This window comes from Ruegeria sp. YTSA072 (assembly GCF_059610285.1).
The window spans coordinates 92,528-111,717 of record NZ_JBXWNI010000011.1; the positions used below are offsets into that span (position 1 = coordinate 92,528).

A 19,190-nucleotide genomic window follows, 5' to 3' on the forward strand; every position below is an offset into this window, starting at 1 on the left:
GTTATCCCCAACCCAGCAAACAAAGGATTTTCCATGCGACCCTCAGGACGAGATTTAAGCGAAATGCGCGCCGTTTCAATCGAAACGGGGTTTACTAAACATGCCGAAGGTTCCTGCCTGATCAAAATAGGCGATACCCATGTCCTGTGCACCGCCACGATTGAGGATCGCGTGCCGCCGTTCATCAAAGGCTCAGGCCTGGGTTGGGTTACTGCCGAGTACGGCATGTTGCCCCGCGCAACAAATACCCGCATGCGGCGTGAGGCGGCCAGTGGCAAGCAAGGCGGCCGTACCGTAGAAATTCAACGCCTGATCGGTCGTTCGCTACGCGCAGGCGTGGATCGGGTTGCATTGGGTGAGCGTCAGATCACCGTGGACTGCGATGTTATCCAGGCTGATGGCGGCACCCGCTGCGCCTCGATCACCGGTGGTTGGGTTGCGCTGCGTCTGGCCGTGAACAAGTTGATGAAAACCGGGGACGTCATTTCCGACCCGCTGGTCGATCCCGTCGCGGCAGTATCCTGCGGCATCTATGCGGGCCAACCGGTCCTGGATCTGGACTATCCCGAAGACAGTGAGGCCGGCGTTGACGGTAACTTCATCATGACCGGATCCGGCAAACTGATCGAAGTGCAGATGAGCGCCGAGGGCTCTGTTTTCAGCCGTGATCAAATGAACCAGCTGATGGATCTGGCAGAAAAAGGCGTGGGTGAGCTGGTTGCGGCCCAAAAGGCAGCCACCGCATGACCCGCAAGTTCGACGGCGACAGGCTGCTGGTGGCCACGCACAACAAAGGCAAGCTTGAGGAGATGACCCATCTCCTTGAGGCCTTCGGCGTGAAGGTTGTTGGCGCGGCAGAGATGAACCTGCCGGAACCGGAAGAGACCGAAGATACATTCGTCGGTAACGCCCGGATCAAGGCCCATGCGGCGGCACAAGCTACCGGCCTGCCTGCTCTGTCGGACGATTCCGGCATCACCATAGACGCGCTGGACGGTGCGCCCGGTGTCCACACCGCCGATTGGGCAGAAACCGGCAATGGCCGCGATTTCCTGATGGCGATGACCCGCGCACATGATGAGCTCGAGGCCGCACAGGCGCCTCATCCACGCACAGCACAGTTTCGCTGCACGCTGGTTCTGGCCTGGCCCGATGGTCATGACGAAGTGTTTGAGGGCGTCATGCCCGGTCAGCTTGTCTGGCCCATCCGTGGGGAAAACGGCTTCGGTTATGACCCGATGTTCCAGCCGGACGGGCACGATGTGACCTGTGCGGAAATGATTCCGGCGGAAAAGCACAAAATCAGCCATCGCGGACGCGCCGTAAACGCCTTTGTTCAAGGCTGTTTCGGTGGATGACTGGCGGCATGGAGGTTTCGGCCTCTATGTGCACTGGCCTTTTTGCGAGGCTAAGTGCCCGTATTGCGATTTCAACAGCCATGTTTCGAAAAATATTGATCAAAAACAATGGCTTAAAGCATATTTAGCTGAACTGCACCGCTCGGCATCTGAAACCCCAGATCGGGTTTTAAGCACGATCTTCTTTGGTGGCGGCACGCCGTCGCTTATGGCACCAGAAACGGTGGCAGCCATTATCGACGAGGCACGCAAGCTTTGGCGCCCTGCCAATGACATGGAAATCACGCTTGAGGCCAATCCCGGATCGGTCGAGGCAGGCCGCTTTGCCGCCTATCGCGATGCGGGCGTTAACCGCGTTTCCATGGGCGTTCAGGCCCTGAATGACGAAGATCTGCGTCGGCTGGGCCGCATCCACACGGTCGCCGAAGCCCGCGCAGCGTTTGATGTCGCCCGCAACTGTTTCGACCGCGTCAGTTTTGACATGATCTATGCGCGTCAACATCAAACCCCGGATGCCTGGCAAGCGGAGCTGACTGAGGCGCTGTCGATGGCTATCGACCACCTGTCGCTCTATCAACTGACGATCGAGGAAGGCACCGCCTTTGGGGACCGGTATGCAGTTGGCAAGCTGCGTGGACTGCCCGAGGATGACCACGCAGCTGACATGTATCTGGCCACACAAGAAATCTGCGAAGCCCACGGCCTGCCCGCCTATGAGGTTTCCAACCATGCCCGTCCAGGGGCAGAATCTCGGCACAACCTGATCTATTGGCGTTACGGAGATTACGTCGGTATCGGTCCCGGCGCGCACGGGCGTATTACGCTGGACGGCCAGAAGATAGCGACAGAGACCTATCTGTCACCCAACGCTTGGCTCAGTGCTGTTGAAAAAGGAAACGGCGAGAAAGAAAGATCATTGCTATCTACGCAAGATCAGGCAAGTGAATACCTTATGATGGGTATGAGAATTGCTGAAGGACTAGATGTTGATCGTTTCAATGCGCTTTCCGATCTCACACTGCCAGAAAACAAACTGAGAGACCTGGAAGAGCTGGGTATGATACGCCGATCAAACGGCCGATTGATCGCCACCAAAGATGGTCGCGCAGTCCTGAATGCGGTCATTCGAGAGTTATTGGGATAAACGATGCAGTACCTCTGGGCCGCAATGGGATTGATCTGCGTCGGGTTGGCTGTTGTCGGCATTGTATTGCCGCTACTGCCGACGGTCCCGTTTCTTTTGCTGGCCGCGTTCTTTTTTGCCCGATCTTCCTCTCGACTGCACACTTGGCTGGTCAGTCATGGAACCTTCGGGCCGATGATCTTGGATTGGCAACGCTCGGGCGCCATTCGTCCGGCCGCAAAAAAGGCGGCCACCCTATCGGTTGCCGCCGTTTTTGGATTGTCTGTGATTCTTGCACTTCCAAGCCACGTCCTGATCATTCAGGCAGTCGTCCTCAGCGGCGTTATGATTTTTATCTGGACCCGCCCTAACGGCTGAGCTTGGCGCACAGATCGTCCAATTGATCGAGGTTTTCGTAGGTCAGCACGACCTGCCCCGTTTCCGATCCCGCTTTGTGGTTAATGGCTACTTTCATCGCCAGAATGGCCGAAAGATCCTTCTCCAACGCGCGCGTATCCGCATCTTTGCCAGCATTCAGATTTCTGGACCGCGGCGCCGCCTGAGGAGCATCCCCCTGCTGTCGTTTTTTCACCAGCGCTTCAGTCGCACGCACGCTCAGCCCGTCCTTGACGACGATCTTCGCCAGCTCAGAGGGGTCTTCAGCTGTGATCAGCGCCCGGGCATGACCGGCAGACAGCTTTCCTTCAACAACAAGCTTCTGAACGTCCATCGGCAACGACAGCAAACGCAAAAGGTTCGCAATATGGCTGCGACTTTTACCCAGTGCTTCGGCCAGCTTTTCCTGTGTATGGCCAAAACGATCCATTAACTGCTTGTAACCCGCGGCCTCTTCAACAGCGTTCAGGTCTGCGCGTTGAATATTCTCGATAATGGCGACTTCCAGAACTTCGGTGTCGTCAAAATCCCGCACAATAACCGGGATATCATGCAGCTGCGCCATCTGAGCCGCACGCCAGCGGCGTTCGCCCGCAACAATTTCATAGTCACCGCTAGGAACCTCGCGCACGATCAGCGGCTGAATAATGCCCTTTTCCTTGACCGAGGCCGCAAGTTCATCCAATCGCTCTGGCTGAAAGGTTCTGCGCGGCTGGTTCGGGTTTGCGCGCAGTTTTTCAATCGGGACTTTCATATCCGGACGGCGCGGATCCGAGGAAATAAGCCCTTCGGTATCCTGCGTCACATCCGCCATCAAAGCGGAAAGTCCCCGGCCCAAACCTCTGGGTTTTGTCTTCTTGGCGGCCACGGTGCCCTCCTCACTGTCGCTTAGGCGGCGACTTTCTTGTTCTTATGCATGACTTCCCGGGCCAGGTGCCGGTAAGCCATCGCCCCCAGTGATCCCGAGTCGTATTGCAATACGGGCAACGCGTATGACGGAGCCTCGCTGACCCGTACATTTCTGGGTATCTTGGTTTTAAATACCATCTCACCCAGATTGTCACGCGCGTCTTTTTCGACCTGACGGGACAAGTTGTTGCGGTTGTCATACATGGTCAACACAACACCTTCGATTCTAAGGTCCGGATTCGCGGTTTGGCGCACCTCTCGGATGGTCAGCATCAGTTGCGACAATCCTTCTAACGCAAAGAACTCACTCTGCAACGGCACCAGAACAGAATGTGCAGCAACCATAGCGTTGACGGTCAGAAGGTTTAACGAAGGCGGGCAATCGATTAGCACAAAATCCAGGTCAAACTTGTCGATTGCGGTTTGACGCAGTGCGTCATGCAACAGATAGCTGCGTTTTTCATTGGATATCAGCTCAATATCCGCCGAGCTTAGATCAACCGTCGCCGGGACAACAAACAACCCCTCGATTTCGGTTTCCTGAACGACCGCCTCTAAAGGCGCGTCATCCAGTATCAGATCATACGTCGTCCAATCCCGATCCTCGACCCCCAACCCGGTGGACGCGTTCCCCTGAGGATCAAGATCGACAACCAGAACTTTGCATCCAGCCTCAGCCAGGCCGGCCGCAAGGTTGATCGCTGTTGTGGTTTTCCCAACCCCGCCCTTCTGATTGGCTACCGCAATAATCCGGGGCCCTGAGGGACGAGACAAATCAACCACGTGATACTCCTTTGATTTTAAGGATAACGGCCTGAGGCTCAGTTAAACTTGTAATCGGGTCAACGTCGAAATTCCATTCTTCCCGCGCCTCTTCCAGCTCTTTTTTCCACCTTTCGCCTTTCGGCAACAGCGCCAGCCCCTTTTTGCTCAAATGTCTGTCGCAAAAAGACAATAGCGTAGGAAGATCAGCAAGAGCCCGCGCAGAAAGGATATCAGCGCTCAACGGTTCAACCACTTCGATTCGCTTGGAAACAACAGTGCATTTCGCGCCGCACTCGCGTGCAACGTTGCGCAGAAAGGCGGACTTTCGTTGGTCACTTTCAATAAAGGTGAACTGAGCATCTGGTGCGTCTTCAATGGCCATTATGGCACAAACCATCCCGGGGAATCCGCCTCCACTGCCCAAATCTACCCAGTTTTTGAATAAGTCTGCGCATCTATAAACTTGTACGGAATCCTTTATGTGTCGAACCCAGATGTCATCCAAGCTTTTCCGTGAAACAAGATTAATCTTCGGGTTCCACCGCTTCACAAGCTCTACATAGGTTGTGAGGCGCTCGAATGTTTCACGTGAAACATCCAAATCATCAATAGTGGTCCCATTCATACCTTGCGGACCTTCTGGTCGCGACGAAGCTTAGCCAATAACAACGTCAGTGCCGCAGGGGTAACTCCTTCGACACGCCCCGCCTGTGCAATGTTCTCCGGCTTTGCATTTGAAAGCTTTTGCTTCATTTCAGAAGATAGCCCTTCCATCGCAAAATAGTCGAAACCCCGTGGAATCTCATATGATTCATCGCGTTTCATCGCCTCAACATCTTTTTGTTGCCGGGCAATGTAGTTTGCGTACAAAGCGTCCCGCTCTACTTGCAGACGGATCTCCTCCTCAACACTCTCAATCTCGGGCATCAGAGGAACAAGATCACCAAAGTGAACATCCGGGAACGCCAGAATAGCCATCCCGTCCCTGCGGTTTCCATCTTGATTGACATTGATACCAGCTGCTCGAACTTCTTTTGGAGTAAAGGTTTTTTCTGTCAGCTGGGACTTTGCGGCGGACAGCCTCTCCACTTTATTGGTAAACACTCTCTTCCGCTCACCGCCAACACAGCCGATATCCAAGCCAATTGGCGTGAGGCGCTGGTCTGCGTTGTCCGCACGCAAAGACAGGCGGAACTCTGCGCGTGATGTGAACATGCGATAAGGTTCCACAACACCGCGTGTTGTCAGGTCGTCGATCATCACTCCGATATAACTGTCTGCACGTGTAAAATGCAGCGGTTCCCGGCCAAGCACCTTTAGCGCAGCATTCAGCCCCGCAACCAAGCCTTGCGCAGCTGCCTCTTCATATCCTGTGGTTCCGTTTATTTGCCCTGCTAGATATAGTCCTTCGACATCTGGTAGCGCGAGATTCGATGTCAAAACACGCGGATCCACATAGTCATACTCAATCGCATAACCGGGCTGCAGGATCTCTGCCGCCTCAAGACCTTTGATTGAACGCACATACTCAAGCTGCACGTCCTGAGGTAAAGAGGTCGAAATCCCGTTCGGATAGATCGTGTGATCATCGACACCTTCGGGCTCCAAGAAAATCTGATGTGATTCCTTATCAGCAAATCGTACGATCTTATCCTCGATGGATGGGCAATACCTGGGGCCTACCCCATCAATATGTCCGCCATACATCGCCGATCGAGACAAGTTTTTTTCAATGATTTCGTGCGTCCGTGCGTTTGTATGCGTGATTCCGCAGGAAATCTGTGGGGCAATTACCTTTGTTGACAAGAATGAAAACAAGGTTGGGTCATCATCCCCGTCTTGCTGTTCCAGATCACTCCAATCAATCGTCCGACCATCCAGCCTCGGCGGTGTTCCTGTTTTCAAACGCCCCAGGGGTAGCTCGAAACTGTCGAGCCGTTCTGCCAATTTGACTGACGGGCGATCACCCATACGACCGCCAGGCCGAGATACATCACCAATATGAATGACACCGCGCAAGAAGGTTCCGGACGTCAGGATAACCGTTTTACTCTTGATTTCAGAACCGTCGGCCAGTTTCACACCTGAAACTTGGTTCCCGTCCATCAGGAAATCGACAACTTCCCCGGAAACGACGAAAAGATCTGTCTGTTTTTCCGTCTCTTTCTGCATGGCCGCGCGGTACAGCGCACGATCTGCCTGTGTTCTGGGACCTTGAACGGCTGGTCCTTTGCGTCGATTAAGCAAGCGGAATTGAATGCCGGCCTGATCGGCAACACGCCCCATGACACCATCCAGGGCATCAATTTCACGGACCAAATGGCCTTTACCCAGCCCACCAACTGCCGGGTTACAAGACATGACGCCTATATCTGACGCGGACAATGTGACCAGTGCTGTCTTGACACCCATACGCGCTGCCGCATGAGCTGCCTCTGTACCCGCGTGGCCAGCGCCAATTACTATCACGTCGAAATCTGAATGTTTCACGTGAAACACTCCTTACTTACCCAGGCAGAAACTCGAGAAGATCTCATCCAAAAGATCTTCAACACCGATTCTGCCAACCAAGGTTTCAAGTGCACGGATTGCCGTGCGTAATTCTTCTGCTGCGATATCATACAAGTCAGGACCTGATTCCAGAACCGCCTTAGCAGAATTCAGAGATTCCCGCGATTTGATCAAGGCAACCCGGTGCCTTTCCCGCGTCGCAATACCACTGCTTGTAGTTCGGGTACTAAGTACATCCGAAATCTGGGAAATGAGTTGATCAATACCCTGCCCGGTTATTCCGGATATTCCACCTTCGGATGGATCTCGAAGATCAGATTTCGGCAAAACCTGTATATCGCCATTCATCATCTGAACACCCAGGTCCTTCGGGTCATCTGTCAGAAACACACGCAAATCAGCTGAATCCGCCCGCTTTCTAGCCAGTTCTATTCCCAGGCTTTCGACGTGATCCTCAGTTTCCCGCAATCCTGCGGTGTCCAGCAATGTGACCGGGAGTCCTGCAAGATCCATTCGAACCTCGATTACATCGCGAGTAGTTCCGGCATATTCCGAAGTAATCGCCGCCTCTCGCCCTGCCAGAGCATTTAGCAAGGTTGATTTTCCGGCATTCGGACGACCAACAATCGCGACTTCAAACCCTGTTCGAATGCGCTCTGCAATCTGTACGCCATCTGCTTCACGTTGCAGATCAGCCATGACATCCGTCACAAGGGATTTTACCTCGGGTGTAACGTCTGTTGGAACATCCTCATCCGCGAAATCAATGACGGCTTCCAGCAAGGATGCAGCACGGATCAGATCGCGTCGCCACCGTTCCGCCAATACACCCAAATCACCAGCCAGAATAGTTTGCGCTTGTTTGCGTTGCGCCTCGGTTTCCGCATCAATCAGATCAGCAAGACCTTCGACCTGTGTCAGGTCCATCTTGCCGTTTTCCAGCGCGCGTCTAGTGAACTCACCAGGCTCCGCCAGCCGCAGTCCGTCCATATCGGAAAGGCATCGCATCACTGCGTTCACCGAAGCTGTGCTGCCATGGATCTGCAGTTCGGCCACGTCTTCGCCGGTAAAACTGGCCGGGGCCTGAAAGGTCAGAACCAGCCCGTCATCCAACCGCGCGCCATCAGCGGCGCACAGCGAATGGACCTGCATGCCACGAGATGGCAGCGGGCTTCCGGTTAAGCTGGCAGCTGCGGAATGCGCGCGTGGTCCCGAGAGGCGGATGACCGCCACCCCGGCTTTGCCCTGCGCGCTGGCCAAGGCGAATATCGTATCCATTCGAAGGCCTCGCGTCGTTTAAGACCTGTGTCAGGTGTTCATCGAATCGAAGAACTCACCGTTCGTCTTGGTCTGTTTCAACTTGGACAACAGGAACTCGACCGCGTCGGTTGTGCCCATCGGGTTAAGGATACGACGCAAGACGAATGTCTTGGCCAGATCGCCCTTGTCGACCAGCAGGTCCTCTTTCCGGGTGCCGGACTTGAGGATGTCGATGGCCGGGAACACGCGCTTATCTGCGATCTTGCGATCCAGAACGATTTCCGAGTTACCGGTGCCTTTGAATTCTTCGAAGATAACTTCGTCCATCCGACTGCCGGTGTCGATCAGCGCGGTGGCGATGATGGTCAGCGAACCACCCTCTTCGATATTCCGCGCGGCACCAAAGAACCGCTTGGGCCGTTGCAGAGCGTTCGCGTCCACACCACCGGTCAGAACTTTACCCGACGATGGCACGACAGTGTTGAAGGCCCTACCAAGTCTTGTGATCGAGTCGAGAAGAATAACAACATCTCGTTTATGCTCGACCAAACGCTTGGCTTTTTCGATCACCATCTCAGACACAGCCACGTGGCGCGTTGCGGGTTCGTCGAAGGTTGAAGACACAACTTCACCCTTCACCGAACGCTGCATGTCGGTCACCTCTTCGGGGCGTTCGTCGATCAGCAGAACGATCAGATAGCACTCTGGGTGGTTCTGTTCGATCGAATGCGCGATGTTCTGCAGGATCACTGTTTTACCGGTCCGCGGCGGCGCCACAATCAGCGATCGCTGGCCTTTACCGATCGGGGCCACCAGATCGATCACACGCGCCGACTTGTCCTTGATGGTGGGATCCTCGATCTCCATCTTCAGGCGTTCATCGGGATAGAGTGGCGTCAGGTTGTCAAACGCGATCTTGTGTCTGGCTTTTTCCGGTTCTTCAAAGTTGATCTTGGTGACCTTGATCAGCGCAAAGTAACGCTCATTGTCATCAGGCGCTTTGATATCCCCTTCGACCGTATCACCGGTGCGCAAGGAATGCTGGCGGATCATGTCGGGTGAGACATAGATATCATCCGGACCTGGCAAATAGTTCGCCTCGGGCGAGCGCAGAAAGCCAAAGCCGTCTTGCAGCACTTCCAGCACGCCGTCGCCGCCAACGGTCCAGCCTTCATCCGCGCGTTCGCGCAGAATCTGGAACATCATTTCGCCTTTCCGCATGGTCGAGGCGTTTTCGATCTCCAGCTCTTCGGCCATCGCCAGAAGGTCTTTGGGGCTTTTGGCCTTCAGGTCGGCCAGATTCAGGGATTCAGTGGACATGATATATACCTTCGCCGCTGATATTGCGGCACGAAGTGGAATTTCAGTACGGAAGATACGCCGCCCGGACGGGCGTGTTGATTCCTACATAAGCGCGCGGGCCGTCGGAGTCAAACAGGCCCTCAAAACTTCACAACGACCGCCAGAACGATGATAACCATCAGAAGGGTGGGAACCTCGTTCATCATGCGAAACTGCCGCCCAGTGAGCTTATTTCGGCCTTCCAGGAAATCCCTACGTCTCGCCATCAACCAATGATGGAACCAGGTCATGCCGATTACGGCAGCACCCTTGATCCAGGGCCAGGACCAATCCCACCCGACAATGCCGGGCGTGAACACCATGATCAAACCGCAGAGCCACGCTACATACATCGCGGGTCGCATGATCACACGCAGCAGCTTCTCTTCCATCTCAAAGAAGATGGTTTCTGCGCCTTCGACCTTTTGGGCTTTCTCAACGTGATAGACGTATAGTCTGGGCAAATAGAACAAACCTGCCATCCATGAGATCACAGCCATGATGTGCAATGACTTCACCCACGGGTAAATCGTGAAAAGAAGATCGGTCATTCTGGCTCCGGACGTTGGTTGGAACCCTCCCTAATAAAAAAATAGGAAAAGAAAAAGGATGATGGTTTTGTAGGGTGCGTAAATTCCGTGGATTACTTTTTTACGCATGTGTTTTCCCCAGGTGGATAGAATTGTGCCGCGAATAGGTGATTCTGTTGATTTCAGATTTTATGATTTAAAATCAGTATATTACACAGAATTCATCCAAGCTTGTCTGGGGATAACTCGTTGGGTAAGACAGGAAATCCCAGTTTTCCCGCGCAGCAGAGTTATCCTTGTCCCAAAAGGACGGTCTTCGAACGACTCAGGGAAGTTTCAGGCGAAATTCCCGGGGTTGCGTGTCAACCGGAAAACCATACAAACCATCCTAGAACGCTCAACGAATTGCTCAGGGGTTTTCCACATGTCTGTCCCCATCATCCTTGCCTCGGGGTCATCTATCCGCGCGCAGCTTTTGCGCAATGCGTGCGTGCCATTCACGGTGGAAACCGCGCGCGTGGACGAGGATACTGCCAAACGCGCCTTGCTGGCCGAAGACGCGCGCCCTCGGGATATCGCAGACACTTTGGCCGAAATGAAGGCCCGCAAGGTTAGCGACAAGAACCCGGGCGCGATGGTTCTGGGCTGTGATCAGGTGCTGGACTTCGATGGCCAGCTTTTGTCGAAACCAGAAACACCCGAGGACGCGCTGGCGCAGTTGAAGGCAATGCGGGGCAAGCGGCATATGCTGTTGTCTGCGGCCGTGATCTATCAGAATGGTGAACCCATCTGGCGCCATGTTGGTCAGGTGCGTCTGCGCATGCGCATGAGCTCGGACACCTATCTGCGCGACTATATTGACCGCAACTGGGACAGCATTCGCCATGCGGTCGGGGCTTATAAGCTTGAGGAGGAAGGTGTGCGCCTGTTCGCCACCATTGACGGCGACTATTTTAATGTTTTGGGTATGCCCCTGTTGGAGTTGCTGAATTTTCTGGCTGTGAAAGGGATGATTGATCAATGACGGATAACCAAATTCCATTGGCCGGCGTGATTGGGCATCCTATTGGACATTCAAAATCCCCTAAACTGCATGGACATTGGCTAAAGACCTATCGGCTGCCCGGGCACTATGTCCCTATGGATGTCGCACCCGAGGATTTGGAGAGTGTTCTGCGGACCCTGCCCAAAGCCGGGTATGTCGGCGCAAATGTAACCGTCCCCCATAAAGAAGCCGCCTTGCAGATTGCGGATCACGTGTCGGATCGGGCGGCAAAGATTGGTGCGGCAAATACACTTGTCTTTCAGCCCGATGGCTCGATCCACGCAGACAACACCGATGGCTACGGATTTATGGAAAACCTGCTTGCAGGGGCGCCCGACTGGAACCCACAGGATGGGCCGGCCGTGGTCTTCGGCGCGGGCGGGGCTGCGCGCGCCGTTTTGCAGGCACTGGTGGATGCCGGAGTGCCCGAGATCATGCTGACCAACCGCACGCGTGCCCGGGCCGACCAATTGAAAGAAGAATTTGGGCCGCGCATTACAGTGGTTGATTGGGTCAAGGCCGGCAATGTGATCGAGAATGCGGAGCTGGTGGTGAACACAACATCTCTGGGTATGCAGGGACAGCCCGAATTGCGTGTGCCGTTGGATGGTTTGCAGCCGGGTGCTGTGGTTACCGACCTAGTCTACGCCCCTCTGAAAACCAAGCTTCTGCAAGCGGCCGAAGAGGCCGGGTGCACAACGGTTGACGGTCTGGGCATGTTGCTGCACCAGGCGGTTCCGGGCTTTGAGCGTTGGTTTGGAAAACGACCCGAGGTAACGGATGAGTTGCGCGCAACGGTGCTGGAATGAGCTTTGCTCTTGGCCTGACGGGCTCGATCGGAATGGGCAAAAGCACGACGGCGCAAATGTTCGTGGATGAAGGCTGTGCGCTTTGGGATGCGGATGCGGCTGTGCATCGGCTGTATTCAGCGGGCGGCGCTGCGGTAGAACCGATGCGCGCTGCCTTTCCTGAGGCAATTGTTGATGGCGCGGTCAGCCGGGATGCTTTGAAACAAACTATTTCCGCGGACCCAACAACATTGAAAGTGATCGAAGGCATCGTTCACCCTTTGGTGGCCGCCGACCGGGTGGGTTTTCGGGAGAGCGCCACGGCGGACATTCTGGTTTTCGACATCCCCTTGTTGTTTGAAACAGGCGGCAATGCGGCGATGGATGCGGTTGCTTGTGTTCAGGTCCCGACGGACGAGCAAAAGCGACGTGTGATGGAGCGTGGAACGATGACTGAGGCGCAGTTCGAACAGATCCGCGCCAAGCAGATGCCCAATGACGAAAAATGCGCTCGGTCGGACTTTGTGATCGTGACGGACACACTGGACCACGCCCGCGCGCAGGTGCAGGATGTGGTCAGACAGATACGGGCGGGGATGGCTAATGCGTGAGATTGTACTCGATACCGAAACTACGGGTTTTGATCCCGAAAGCGGCGACCGGATCGTAGAAATCGGCGCAGTCGAACTGTGGAACCATATGGCCACGGGTGAGACCTATCACGTCTACATCAACCCCGAGCGTTCGATGCCCGAAGAGGCATTTGGCGTGCACGGCATCGGCCCCGACCTGCTGGACACTCCGCGCCCCCCGGAAAAGGGCGAGGTCACGCTGAAAGACAAGCCGGTTTTTGCCAGAGTTGGTCAGGGCTTCCTTGATTTCATTCGGGATTCCAAACTGGTAATCCACAACGCATCATTCGATATGAAGTTCCTGAATGCGGAACTCAGATGGATGGGGTTGCCGCAGCTGCCGATGGATCAGGCGCTGGACACATTGGCGATTGCGCGCAAACGGTTTCCGGGCTCGCCCGCGTCATTGGACGCGTTGTGTCGACGTTTCAACATCGACAATACGAACCGCGTGCTGCACGGCGCGCTGCTCGACTCAGAAATTCTGGCCGAGGTGTATCTGGAACTGATTGGCGGGCGACAGCCAGACTTTGGCCTGTCCACCAGCGCGGCATCTGCCGGCGGCGGAGGGGACGATTGGCGGCCAACAGCGCGCCCGACGCCGCTGGCGTCGAAAATCACCGCGGAAGAACGTGCAGCACATGAAACATTTGTGGAGAAGCTGGGCGAAAACGCCCTGTGGACCCGCGCCTGAGCCCCTGCCCGACGCGGGTCGTACCGATTAGGCTTCGGTTTTTTCGGTTTCGGCCTGACGGCGCATCAGCTCGTTGCGGTACAGCGCAACAAAGTCGATATTGTCCAGATTGACCGGTGGGAAACCACCGTCACGGGTGATGTCGCTGACAATGCGGCGCAGGAACGGGAACAGCATGCGCGGGCATTCGATCATCAGGAACGGGTGCAACTGGTCTTCTGCCACGCCTTCGATGTGGAACAGACCGCAATAATCCAGCTCGCACAGGAACAGAACGTCTTCCATGCCTTTGGCTTTGGAGGTCAGGTTCAGTTTGACGGCAACTTCGTACTGATGCTCGGTCGGGCGCTTTTTGGCGTCCAGGTTCACCTGAACGGCAATCTCGGGCTGAACGTCGCCAGACACGCCTTTTTGCGCCATCACGTTTTCAAAAGACATATCGCGAATGAACTGTCCCAGAACGCGCATCTGGATCTGAGGGGCGGTCTGTGCCGCGGTGTTTTCTGCAGGGCTTTCGTCAGCCATGGATCTACTCCGAAAATGAAATTTGCCACTGCTTAGCAAGTTGGGCGCGGCACCTCAATGCTGGGGTGGACCTTCGACCCATTTGGATGGCTTTGAGGGGTTCTGACGCGGGCGAACTTCGGTAAAATCTCCGTCGATCACGTCATCCTGATCAAACTGGGTGGGACTAGTGCGGAACTGCGCGCCGGTGCCCATCTGGAAATGCGTGATGGTCGCCTTGGATTTCAGGTATTTGAATACAGCCACTCGAATACCCGGAACAAGCAGTGCAAAGCCAACGGCATCGGTGAAAAATCCCGGCGTCAGCAGCAAAACGCCAGACAGCAAGATCATCGCGCCATGGGCCAAAGGCTCGGTCGGGTCATCCAGTTCAGCAAAGGACCGCTGCAAATTGGCCAGTGCCATGCGACCTTGTGTCCTGACCAAAACTGTGCCGATTACGGCTGTCAGAACGACGATCGCCAGCGTCGGCCACAGGCCAATCAGGCCGCCGACCTGAATGAACAGGGCGATCTCGATGATCGGCACCAACAAAAATGCCAAGAACAGGTACATCTGCGTTATCCTTTCCCTTAGGCCGGGCTGTGGACTTGCCACGATCTGTCACCTACATAGTGGCATGAGGCCGCGTATACAAAGTCGCGGCCTGAAAAGAGGATGAAATGAACGAACCGATGATCCAGTTGCTGGTCCTGGCCGGAATTGCCGTTTTCCTGATCCTGCGCCTGAAAAGCGTGCTGGGTACACGTGAGGGTTTTGAGAAACCTCCTGTTCAACAGCAACCCGAGGCGGACAAGTCGCGTCGCGGCTTCGAGGTGATCGAAGGCGGGCCGGATCATGACATCACAGACCATGTCGCCGAAGACAGCGAACAGGCGAAAACGCTGGCCGCGATGAAGCGGGTCGAGCCCGAATTCTCTGTTGGTGAATTCGTGCAGGGTGCCCGCGGAGCCTATGAGATGATCGTCATGGGGTTCGAAAAGGGCAATCTGGATGAAATCCAGCCCTTCCTGTCCGAAGAGGTGTTTGACACATTCGTTTCAGTTGTGGCGGCCCGTGAAGATCAGGGCCTGACCATCGAGGCCGAGTTTGTCGGCGTGCGCGAAACCGCGCTGGCGGATGCGACCTTCGACAAAGACACAAACCAGGCGGAAATCACCATGCGGTTTGTGGGTGAACTGACCTCGGTCGTACGCGATCGTGGCGGTGATATCATCGAAGGCAACCCAAACACTGTAAAACGCCAAAAGGACAGCTGGACCTTTGCCCGTGTCATGGGCGCTGATGATCCAAACTGGCTGCTTGTTGCCACGGACGCATGATTGGCGCGCTCCGGTCGCTATTTCTGGTGGCAGTTATGACCACTGCCGCCAGCGCTGAACCGACGCGATCAATTCTTTCTTTTGACGATCTGGATGGATGGGCTGCCGACGATCACGGGGCGGCCCTTTCGGTATTTCTGAACACTTGCGGTGATTTGAACGATCCGGATTGGCAGGCATTGTGCCGCGTCGCCCAAACCTACGACGCAGACGCGGCGCGGTCGTTCTTTGAGTTGTTCTTTCGTCCGGTTCTGGTCGAGGACGGAGAAGAGGCTCTGTTCACCGGCTATTTCGAACCTGAACTGGACGGGTCCAAAACCCGGACTGACCGGTTCAAATATCCGATTTACAAAATGCCGCCAGAGGCGCGGGCCGAAGGGCTTTGGCTCAGCCGCCGTGAAATCCTGACGGGCGACGCGATGCAGGGCCGCGGCCTTGAGATCGCCTGGGTGGATGACCCGGTTGAGTTGTTCTTTCTGCAAATTCAGGGCTCGGGGCGTGTGCGCCTTCCAGACGGCAGTGCCTTGCGCGTCGGTTATGGCGGCGCGAACGGTCACCCCTATCGTTCCATCGGGACTGAGCTGATTCGTCAGGGGGCGCTGCGTGCGCATGAGGTTAGCGCTCAGATGATCCGCGCATGGGTCCGCAAAAATCCCGAAGCTGGGGCCGAGTTGCTGTTTCACAACCCCTCTTACGTGTTCTTCCGCGAGGTCTCGCGCGTTGCGCCCGAGCTTGGGCCGTTGGGTGCCATGAACCGGTCGGTCACCACGATGCGCAGTATCGCAGCTGATCCGGCTCATACGCCGCTGGGTGCCCCTGTTTGGGTGGAAAAGGACGGCAAGACCCCGTTGCGAAGGTTGATGATTGCGCAGGACACCGGTGCAGCCATCAAAGGGGCGCAGCGCGCGGATATCTTCTTTGGCACAGGGGACGAGGCGGGAAAGGCCGCCGGGCGCCTCAGGGATCCGGGGCGGATGGTGTTGCTGCTGCCGATCCAGCGGGCCTATGCCCTGTTACCGGATGAATTCTGATGTCCCGACGCAAATTGACGGCAGACGAGGTCGAGCTGTGGCGCAAGGTTGCCAAACAGGCTGAGCGGCTGCACCCCGAAATTCCACAATCGGTCCACCCGGTCACGCTGCCCAAACCCAAGCCGAGCAAACCCCCAAAACCCCGGTTTGAGGCATTCGAGGTCGGACAAAACGCGCCCGGTAAACCCGTGCGAAATGCGTTAAAGCCCTCGATCAGTGAAAATTTGCGTACCAGCACGGTGCAAATGGACACCAAGGCATTTGGCCGTATGAAACGCGGCAAGATCAAACCTGAAGGAAAACTGGACTTGCATGGCATGCGCATGGACACCGCGTATCCGGCGCTGACCCGGTTTATTCTGACGGCCCAGGCGTCAGGTAAGCGCCTTGTTCTGGTTGTCACCGGAAAGGGCAAAGACAGGGATGAACCCGGCCCAATCCCAACCCCGCGCGGCGTGTTGCGCAATCAGGTGCCGCAATGGTTGGCCTTGCCGCCGCTTGCACAGGCGGTTCTGCAGGTGACCCCGGCCCATATCAGCCACGGTGGCGAAGGGGCCTATTACGTCTATCTGCGCCGGACGCGTTAAAGCGTGCGCACAGCGCGCGTAATTCCGATTTTAGCCGACAGGCATACAAGAATGAATACACCGCCGATCCACAGGAACTGTGTGCTCAGCGGTATACCGGCGTCGATCAATATCCCGGTCAGGCCAGGGCCGATTGCTGATCCCAAAACCATAACTGCTGTGGCCATCGCCTTGATCGCCCCAATGTGCCTGGTGCCGTAGAATTCCGCCCAAAAGGCGCTTGGTAGCGTGTTGTTTGCTCCAACAGTCAGGCCCAGAAAGATCATTGCGATGAGGGCCCCTCCGATCGAGTTCGTCATTCCTGCGATCACAAAACCAATTGCGATCGGGATTTGGTAAAAAGGCATCAATCTCGCGGTGCCCCATTTGTCCAGCGCCCAGCCGGCCGCAAACATCCCAATCAAGGATACGCCGGTGAAAACCGGAAACAGCGCGACCAGTTCGATATGCTGCCAGCCTTTGATCTGGGCCAGATGCACCTGATGGAAGAAAAACGCGGTGATAAAGGCCGATGGGGCCAGAATAGTCGGGGCCATGAACCAGAACAGAGGGTGAAACAGCGCGTCTTTCCGGGTCCAATGGCGGCCCTGCATCCCTGTCGCTGAATAGGCATCCGCCAGACTCTGCGGCGTGCGCTCCTGACGCAAAAGTCGCGTCAGGACGGGTATCCCCATCAGGACAACCACTGCGGACAACACCCACAGCCATCGCCAGTCCAGAAACGCCATCGCGGCCACGAAAGCCAGCGGCAGCAGTGCCTCACCAATCGCGTAGCCAACCGATGCAATCGACAGGGCTTTGCCACGTGTAACGATGAACCATCGCGCCATGGCGACCTGTGCCAGATGGACGCTCATCCCCTGTCCAAACAGGCGCAATAAAAAAACTACCAGCGGCAACAGGACAAGCCAGCTGTTCACAGCCATGGCCACGGCCGCCACGGCCAGACCGGCCAGAACGGCGGGCCCCAATACGCGGACACGGAAGACATCTGTCAGGCCGCCGGCCCAGATCATAACGATGGCCGAAACGGTGGTGCCCAAAGAGTAAAGACCGCCCCACGCGCCGTGCCCAAGACCAAATTCCGCGCGAATGTTTCCAGCGAAGATCGAGATGAAGAAGGTCTGCCCAAAGCTGGACAGAAAGGTCAGCAAAACTCCCGCGCCCAACCAGGTGGCATTGTCCCGCAGATACTGACGCAGGTTGAACTGCGTCACGGAGAGCTGACCTGCGCCTGTCCTGTTTCGGTCAGAACAATTTCGGTCGCACCGTCTGGATTGCGTTGGCTGGGCGGAACCAGAATGTCGATGCCCGGTCGATCTTCGCGCCCAAATGTATTGTTTACGCGTCGCAACGAACTGAGGATCGACAAGAGTGCCGGAGAGGTGGCGGCAACGAAATGCGAAGACTCGGCGTCTTTGTTGAACGCAGTTGTATCAATCACGTTTATCGGGAACTCTTCGAGTGTTTCCAGCGAACTGATCCTGCCCAATCTCTCGCCCTCATCCGTTCCGCGAAGGCGAGCGGAGATATTCAAAATTTTGTCTTTTTGCGAAACCATAACCAGGAAAGGATCTGGTGGGTTCTTAATACGCTTCATCTGCGATCGAAACACGTCGACATCCAGATCAGGGGAAATCAAGATGACCCCTTCGATGTTCCTGTTGGCCCAACCCGGTTCTTGTAGTTCAGCCTGTCGCATCATCTCCATTGACAGGGCGCCACCCATGGAATGCGCGACTAGAATAATGCGTTTGACACCCATGGATTTCAGTTCACGGATTGTCTGCTCCAACCCGTCGCGGGCAAACAACATGCTGTCCAGATCATAGGCATATCCATACCCGGTCGCGCGGCTGGGCCAGGAATAGACCAGAGTAGATCCCGGAAGGCCAATGTCATGGGTCAGCTGAGCCGCGCGGAAAATCGTCTCGGTTTGGGTCGAGTTGTAGCCGTGTACAAAAATCGTAACATCGTCTTCGCCGCGCAAATGTTCGCGTAAGCCCTTTGGCCCGCCCAGTTCGGTAACATTTGTAAGAACAAATTCTTTTTTCGGGTTCGGATTCGCATAAGAGAATTTCAATGTTCCCGGCGTGTGTGATGGCGGGATCGACACTGTTGTTTCCAAAAACTTCAGCGCTTCCCCACGCTTGAATCCATAAGTTCCGTCTGCTTCACGCGCTCGCGTCGTGGCTGCGAATATCTTTTCAGGCGTTCCGACAGTTGCGGCCGATGGAACAATCTCGGTTACCGTCCGATCAACACAGGCGCTTAGCGTCAGGGATGTAATCAGAATTATTAAATAGCGCAGCACTGGTCAGCCCTCTGGGTGAGTTGCGACTACGCTATCTCATTCTGGCCCGGCGTCCAGCG

Annotated in this window: 22 protein-coding genes; 11 read left to right on the forward strand and 11 right to left on the reverse strand. The window is 55.6% G+C overall.

Going from position 1 to position 19,190, the window contains the following annotated elements; genetic code table 11:
• Positions 1 to 33: 33 nt before the first annotated feature.
• Genes rph through AC2FIB_RS17210 form a run of 4 tightly spaced genes read left to right on the forward strand, consistent with a single transcriptional unit; the run spans position 34 to position 2,859 of the window.
• On the forward strand, positions 34 to 747 hold the full coding sequence (gene rph, locus AC2FIB_RS17195; protein ID WP_058279370.1) for a ribonuclease PH: 714 nt from the start codon (positions 34 to 36) through the stop codon (positions 745 to 747).
• Positions 744 to 1,358 (forward strand): RdgB/HAM1 family non-canonical purine NTP pyrophosphatase, encoded by a 615-nt coding sequence (gene rdgB, locus AC2FIB_RS17200; protein ID WP_496842495.1) that lies wholly within the window; start codon positions 744 to 746, stop codon positions 1,356 to 1,358. Before rph ends, rdgB begins: the two co-directional genes overlap by 4 nt.
• Positions 1,351 to 2,502, forward strand: coding sequence for a radical SAM family heme chaperone HemW (gene hemW, locus AC2FIB_RS17205; RefSeq protein ID WP_496736602.1), 1,152 nt, complete (start codon positions 1,351 to 1,353; stop codon positions 2,500 to 2,502). Before rdgB ends, hemW begins: the two co-directional genes overlap by 8 nt.
• A 3-nt stretch (positions 2,503 to 2,505) precedes the next feature.
• On the forward strand, positions 2,506 to 2,859 hold the full coding sequence (locus AC2FIB_RS17210) for a YbaN family protein (RefSeq protein ID WP_496736601.1): 354 nt from the start codon (positions 2,506 to 2,508) through the stop codon (positions 2,857 to 2,859).
• On the opposite strand, the gene AC2FIB_RS17215 is transcribed toward AC2FIB_RS17210, so the two are convergent.
• The 7 genes from AC2FIB_RS17215 to AC2FIB_RS17245 all read right to left on the reverse strand — a co-directional run bounded on the left by AC2FIB_RS17215 (position 2,849) and on the right by AC2FIB_RS17245 (position 10,214).
• Positions 2,849 to 3,745, reverse strand: a complete 897-nt coding sequence (locus AC2FIB_RS17215; protein WP_496842496.1) for a ParB/RepB/Spo0J family partition protein — start codon at positions 3,743 to 3,745, stop codon at positions 2,849 to 2,851. The genes AC2FIB_RS17210 and AC2FIB_RS17215 overlap by 11 nt on opposite strands.
• Positions 3,746 to 3,765: 20 nt before the next feature.
• Positions 3,766 to 4,569 (reverse strand): ParA family protein, encoded by an 804-nt coding sequence (locus AC2FIB_RS17220; protein WP_058279264.1) that lies wholly within the window; start codon positions 4,567 to 4,569, stop codon positions 3,766 to 3,768.
• Positions 4,562 to 5,176, reverse strand: coding sequence for a 16S rRNA (guanine(527)-N(7))-methyltransferase RsmG (gene rsmG, locus AC2FIB_RS17225; RefSeq protein WP_496842497.1), 615 nt, complete (start codon positions 5,174 to 5,176; stop codon positions 4,562 to 4,564). Before rsmG ends, AC2FIB_RS17220 begins: the two co-directional genes overlap by 8 nt.
• A complete protein-coding gene (gene mnmG, locus AC2FIB_RS17230) occupies positions 5,173 to 7,041 on the reverse strand; it encodes a tRNA uridine-5-carboxymethylaminomethyl(34) synthesis enzyme MnmG (protein WP_496842498.1) in 1,869 nt (622 codons plus the stop codon). Before mnmG ends, rsmG begins: the two co-directional genes overlap by 4 nt.
• A gap of 12 nt (positions 7,042 to 7,053) precedes the next feature.
• Positions 7,054 to 8,340, reverse strand: a complete 1,287-nt coding sequence (mnmE, locus tag AC2FIB_RS17235) for a tRNA uridine-5-carboxymethylaminomethyl(34) synthesis GTPase MnmE (protein ID WP_496842499.1) — start codon at positions 8,338 to 8,340, stop codon at positions 7,054 to 7,056.
• Between the two features lie 30 nt (positions 8,341 to 8,370).
• Positions 8,371 to 9,642 carry a transcription termination factor Rho gene (gene rho, locus AC2FIB_RS17240; protein ID WP_058275260.1) on the reverse strand — a complete coding sequence of 424 codons (1,272 nt, stop codon included), beginning with the start codon at positions 9,640 to 9,642 and terminating at the stop codon, positions 8,371 to 8,373.
• Between the two features lie 122 nt (positions 9,643 to 9,764).
• Positions 9,765 to 10,214 (reverse strand): CopD family protein, encoded by a 450-nt coding sequence (locus AC2FIB_RS17245; RefSeq protein WP_496736592.1) that lies wholly within the window; start codon positions 10,212 to 10,214, stop codon positions 9,765 to 9,767.
• A gap of 403 nt (positions 10,215 to 10,617) precedes the next feature.
• Here AC2FIB_RS17245 and AC2FIB_RS17250 point away from each other — a divergent pair, with 403 nt between their 5' ends.
• From AC2FIB_RS17250 to dnaQ, 4 genes are read left to right on the forward strand one after another with little or no spacing between them, the layout of a single operon-like run.
• A complete protein-coding gene (locus tag AC2FIB_RS17250; RefSeq protein WP_496736590.1) occupies positions 10,618 to 11,217 on the forward strand; it encodes a Maf family protein in 600 nt (199 codons plus the stop codon).
• Positions 11,214 to 12,047 carry a shikimate dehydrogenase gene (locus AC2FIB_RS17255; protein WP_496736589.1) on the forward strand — a complete coding sequence of 278 codons (834 nt, stop codon included), beginning with the start codon at positions 11,214 to 11,216 and terminating at the stop codon, positions 12,045 to 12,047. Before AC2FIB_RS17250 ends, AC2FIB_RS17255 begins: the two co-directional genes overlap by 4 nt.
• A complete protein-coding gene (gene coaE, locus AC2FIB_RS17260) occupies positions 12,044 to 12,637 on the forward strand; it encodes a dephospho-CoA kinase (protein ID WP_496842501.1) in 594 nt (197 codons plus the stop codon). Before AC2FIB_RS17255 ends, coaE begins: the two co-directional genes overlap by 4 nt.
• Positions 12,630 to 13,352: a DNA polymerase III subunit epsilon gene (gene dnaQ / locus AC2FIB_RS17265; RefSeq protein WP_496736586.1), complete on the forward strand. Its 723-nt coding sequence runs from the start codon at positions 12,630 to 12,632 to the stop codon at positions 13,350 to 13,352. Before coaE ends, dnaQ begins: the two co-directional genes overlap by 8 nt.
• A gap of 27 nt (positions 13,353 to 13,379) precedes the next feature.
• Here the strand turns inward: dnaQ and secB are convergent, their stop codons facing one another.
• A complete protein-coding gene (secB, locus tag AC2FIB_RS17270; RefSeq protein WP_058275145.1) occupies positions 13,380 to 13,877 on the reverse strand; it encodes a protein-export chaperone SecB in 498 nt (165 codons plus the stop codon).
• Between the two features lie 54 nt (positions 13,878 to 13,931).
• Positions 13,932 to 14,432, reverse strand: coding sequence for an FxsA family protein (locus tag AC2FIB_RS17275; RefSeq protein ID WP_496736584.1), 501 nt, complete (start codon positions 14,430 to 14,432; stop codon positions 13,932 to 13,934).
• Between the two features lie 107 nt (positions 14,433 to 14,539).
• Between AC2FIB_RS17275 and AC2FIB_RS17280 the strand changes: the two genes are divergently transcribed.
• From AC2FIB_RS17280 to AC2FIB_RS17290, 3 genes are read left to right on the forward strand one after another with little or no spacing between them, the layout of a single operon-like run.
• Positions 14,540 to 15,199: a Tim44/TimA family putative adaptor protein gene (locus tag AC2FIB_RS17280; RefSeq protein ID WP_496736582.1), complete on the forward strand. Its 660-nt coding sequence runs from the start codon at positions 14,540 to 14,542 to the stop codon at positions 15,197 to 15,199.
• The gene (gene mltA / locus AC2FIB_RS17285; protein ID WP_496736580.1) at positions 15,196 to 16,230 is read left to right on the forward strand and encodes a murein transglycosylase A; all 1,035 of its coding nucleotides are present in this window, start codon (positions 15,196 to 15,198) and stop codon (positions 16,228 to 16,230) included. Before AC2FIB_RS17280 ends, mltA begins: the two co-directional genes overlap by 4 nt.
• Positions 16,230 to 16,817 (forward strand): Smr/MutS family protein, encoded by a 588-nt coding sequence (locus tag AC2FIB_RS17290; protein WP_496842502.1) that lies wholly within the window; start codon positions 16,230 to 16,232, stop codon positions 16,815 to 16,817. Before mltA ends, AC2FIB_RS17290 begins: the two co-directional genes overlap by 1 nt.
• Here AC2FIB_RS17290 and AC2FIB_RS17295 read toward each other — a convergent pair.
• Together AC2FIB_RS17295 and AC2FIB_RS17300 are read right to left on the reverse strand one after the other, a co-directional pair.
• Entirely contained in the window at positions 16,814 to 18,034 is a 1,221-nt protein-coding gene (locus AC2FIB_RS17295; RefSeq protein ID WP_496842504.1) for an MFS transporter, read from the reverse strand. The two genes, AC2FIB_RS17290 and AC2FIB_RS17295, sit on opposite strands and share 4 nt — an antisense overlap.
• Positions 18,031 to 19,131: an alpha/beta hydrolase gene (locus AC2FIB_RS17300; RefSeq protein ID WP_496736577.1), complete on the reverse strand. Its 1,101-nt coding sequence runs from the start codon at positions 19,129 to 19,131 to the stop codon at positions 18,031 to 18,033. The genes AC2FIB_RS17295 and AC2FIB_RS17300 overlap by 4 nt, the downstream gene beginning before the upstream one ends.
• Positions 19,132 to 19,190: the final 59 nt, after the last annotated feature.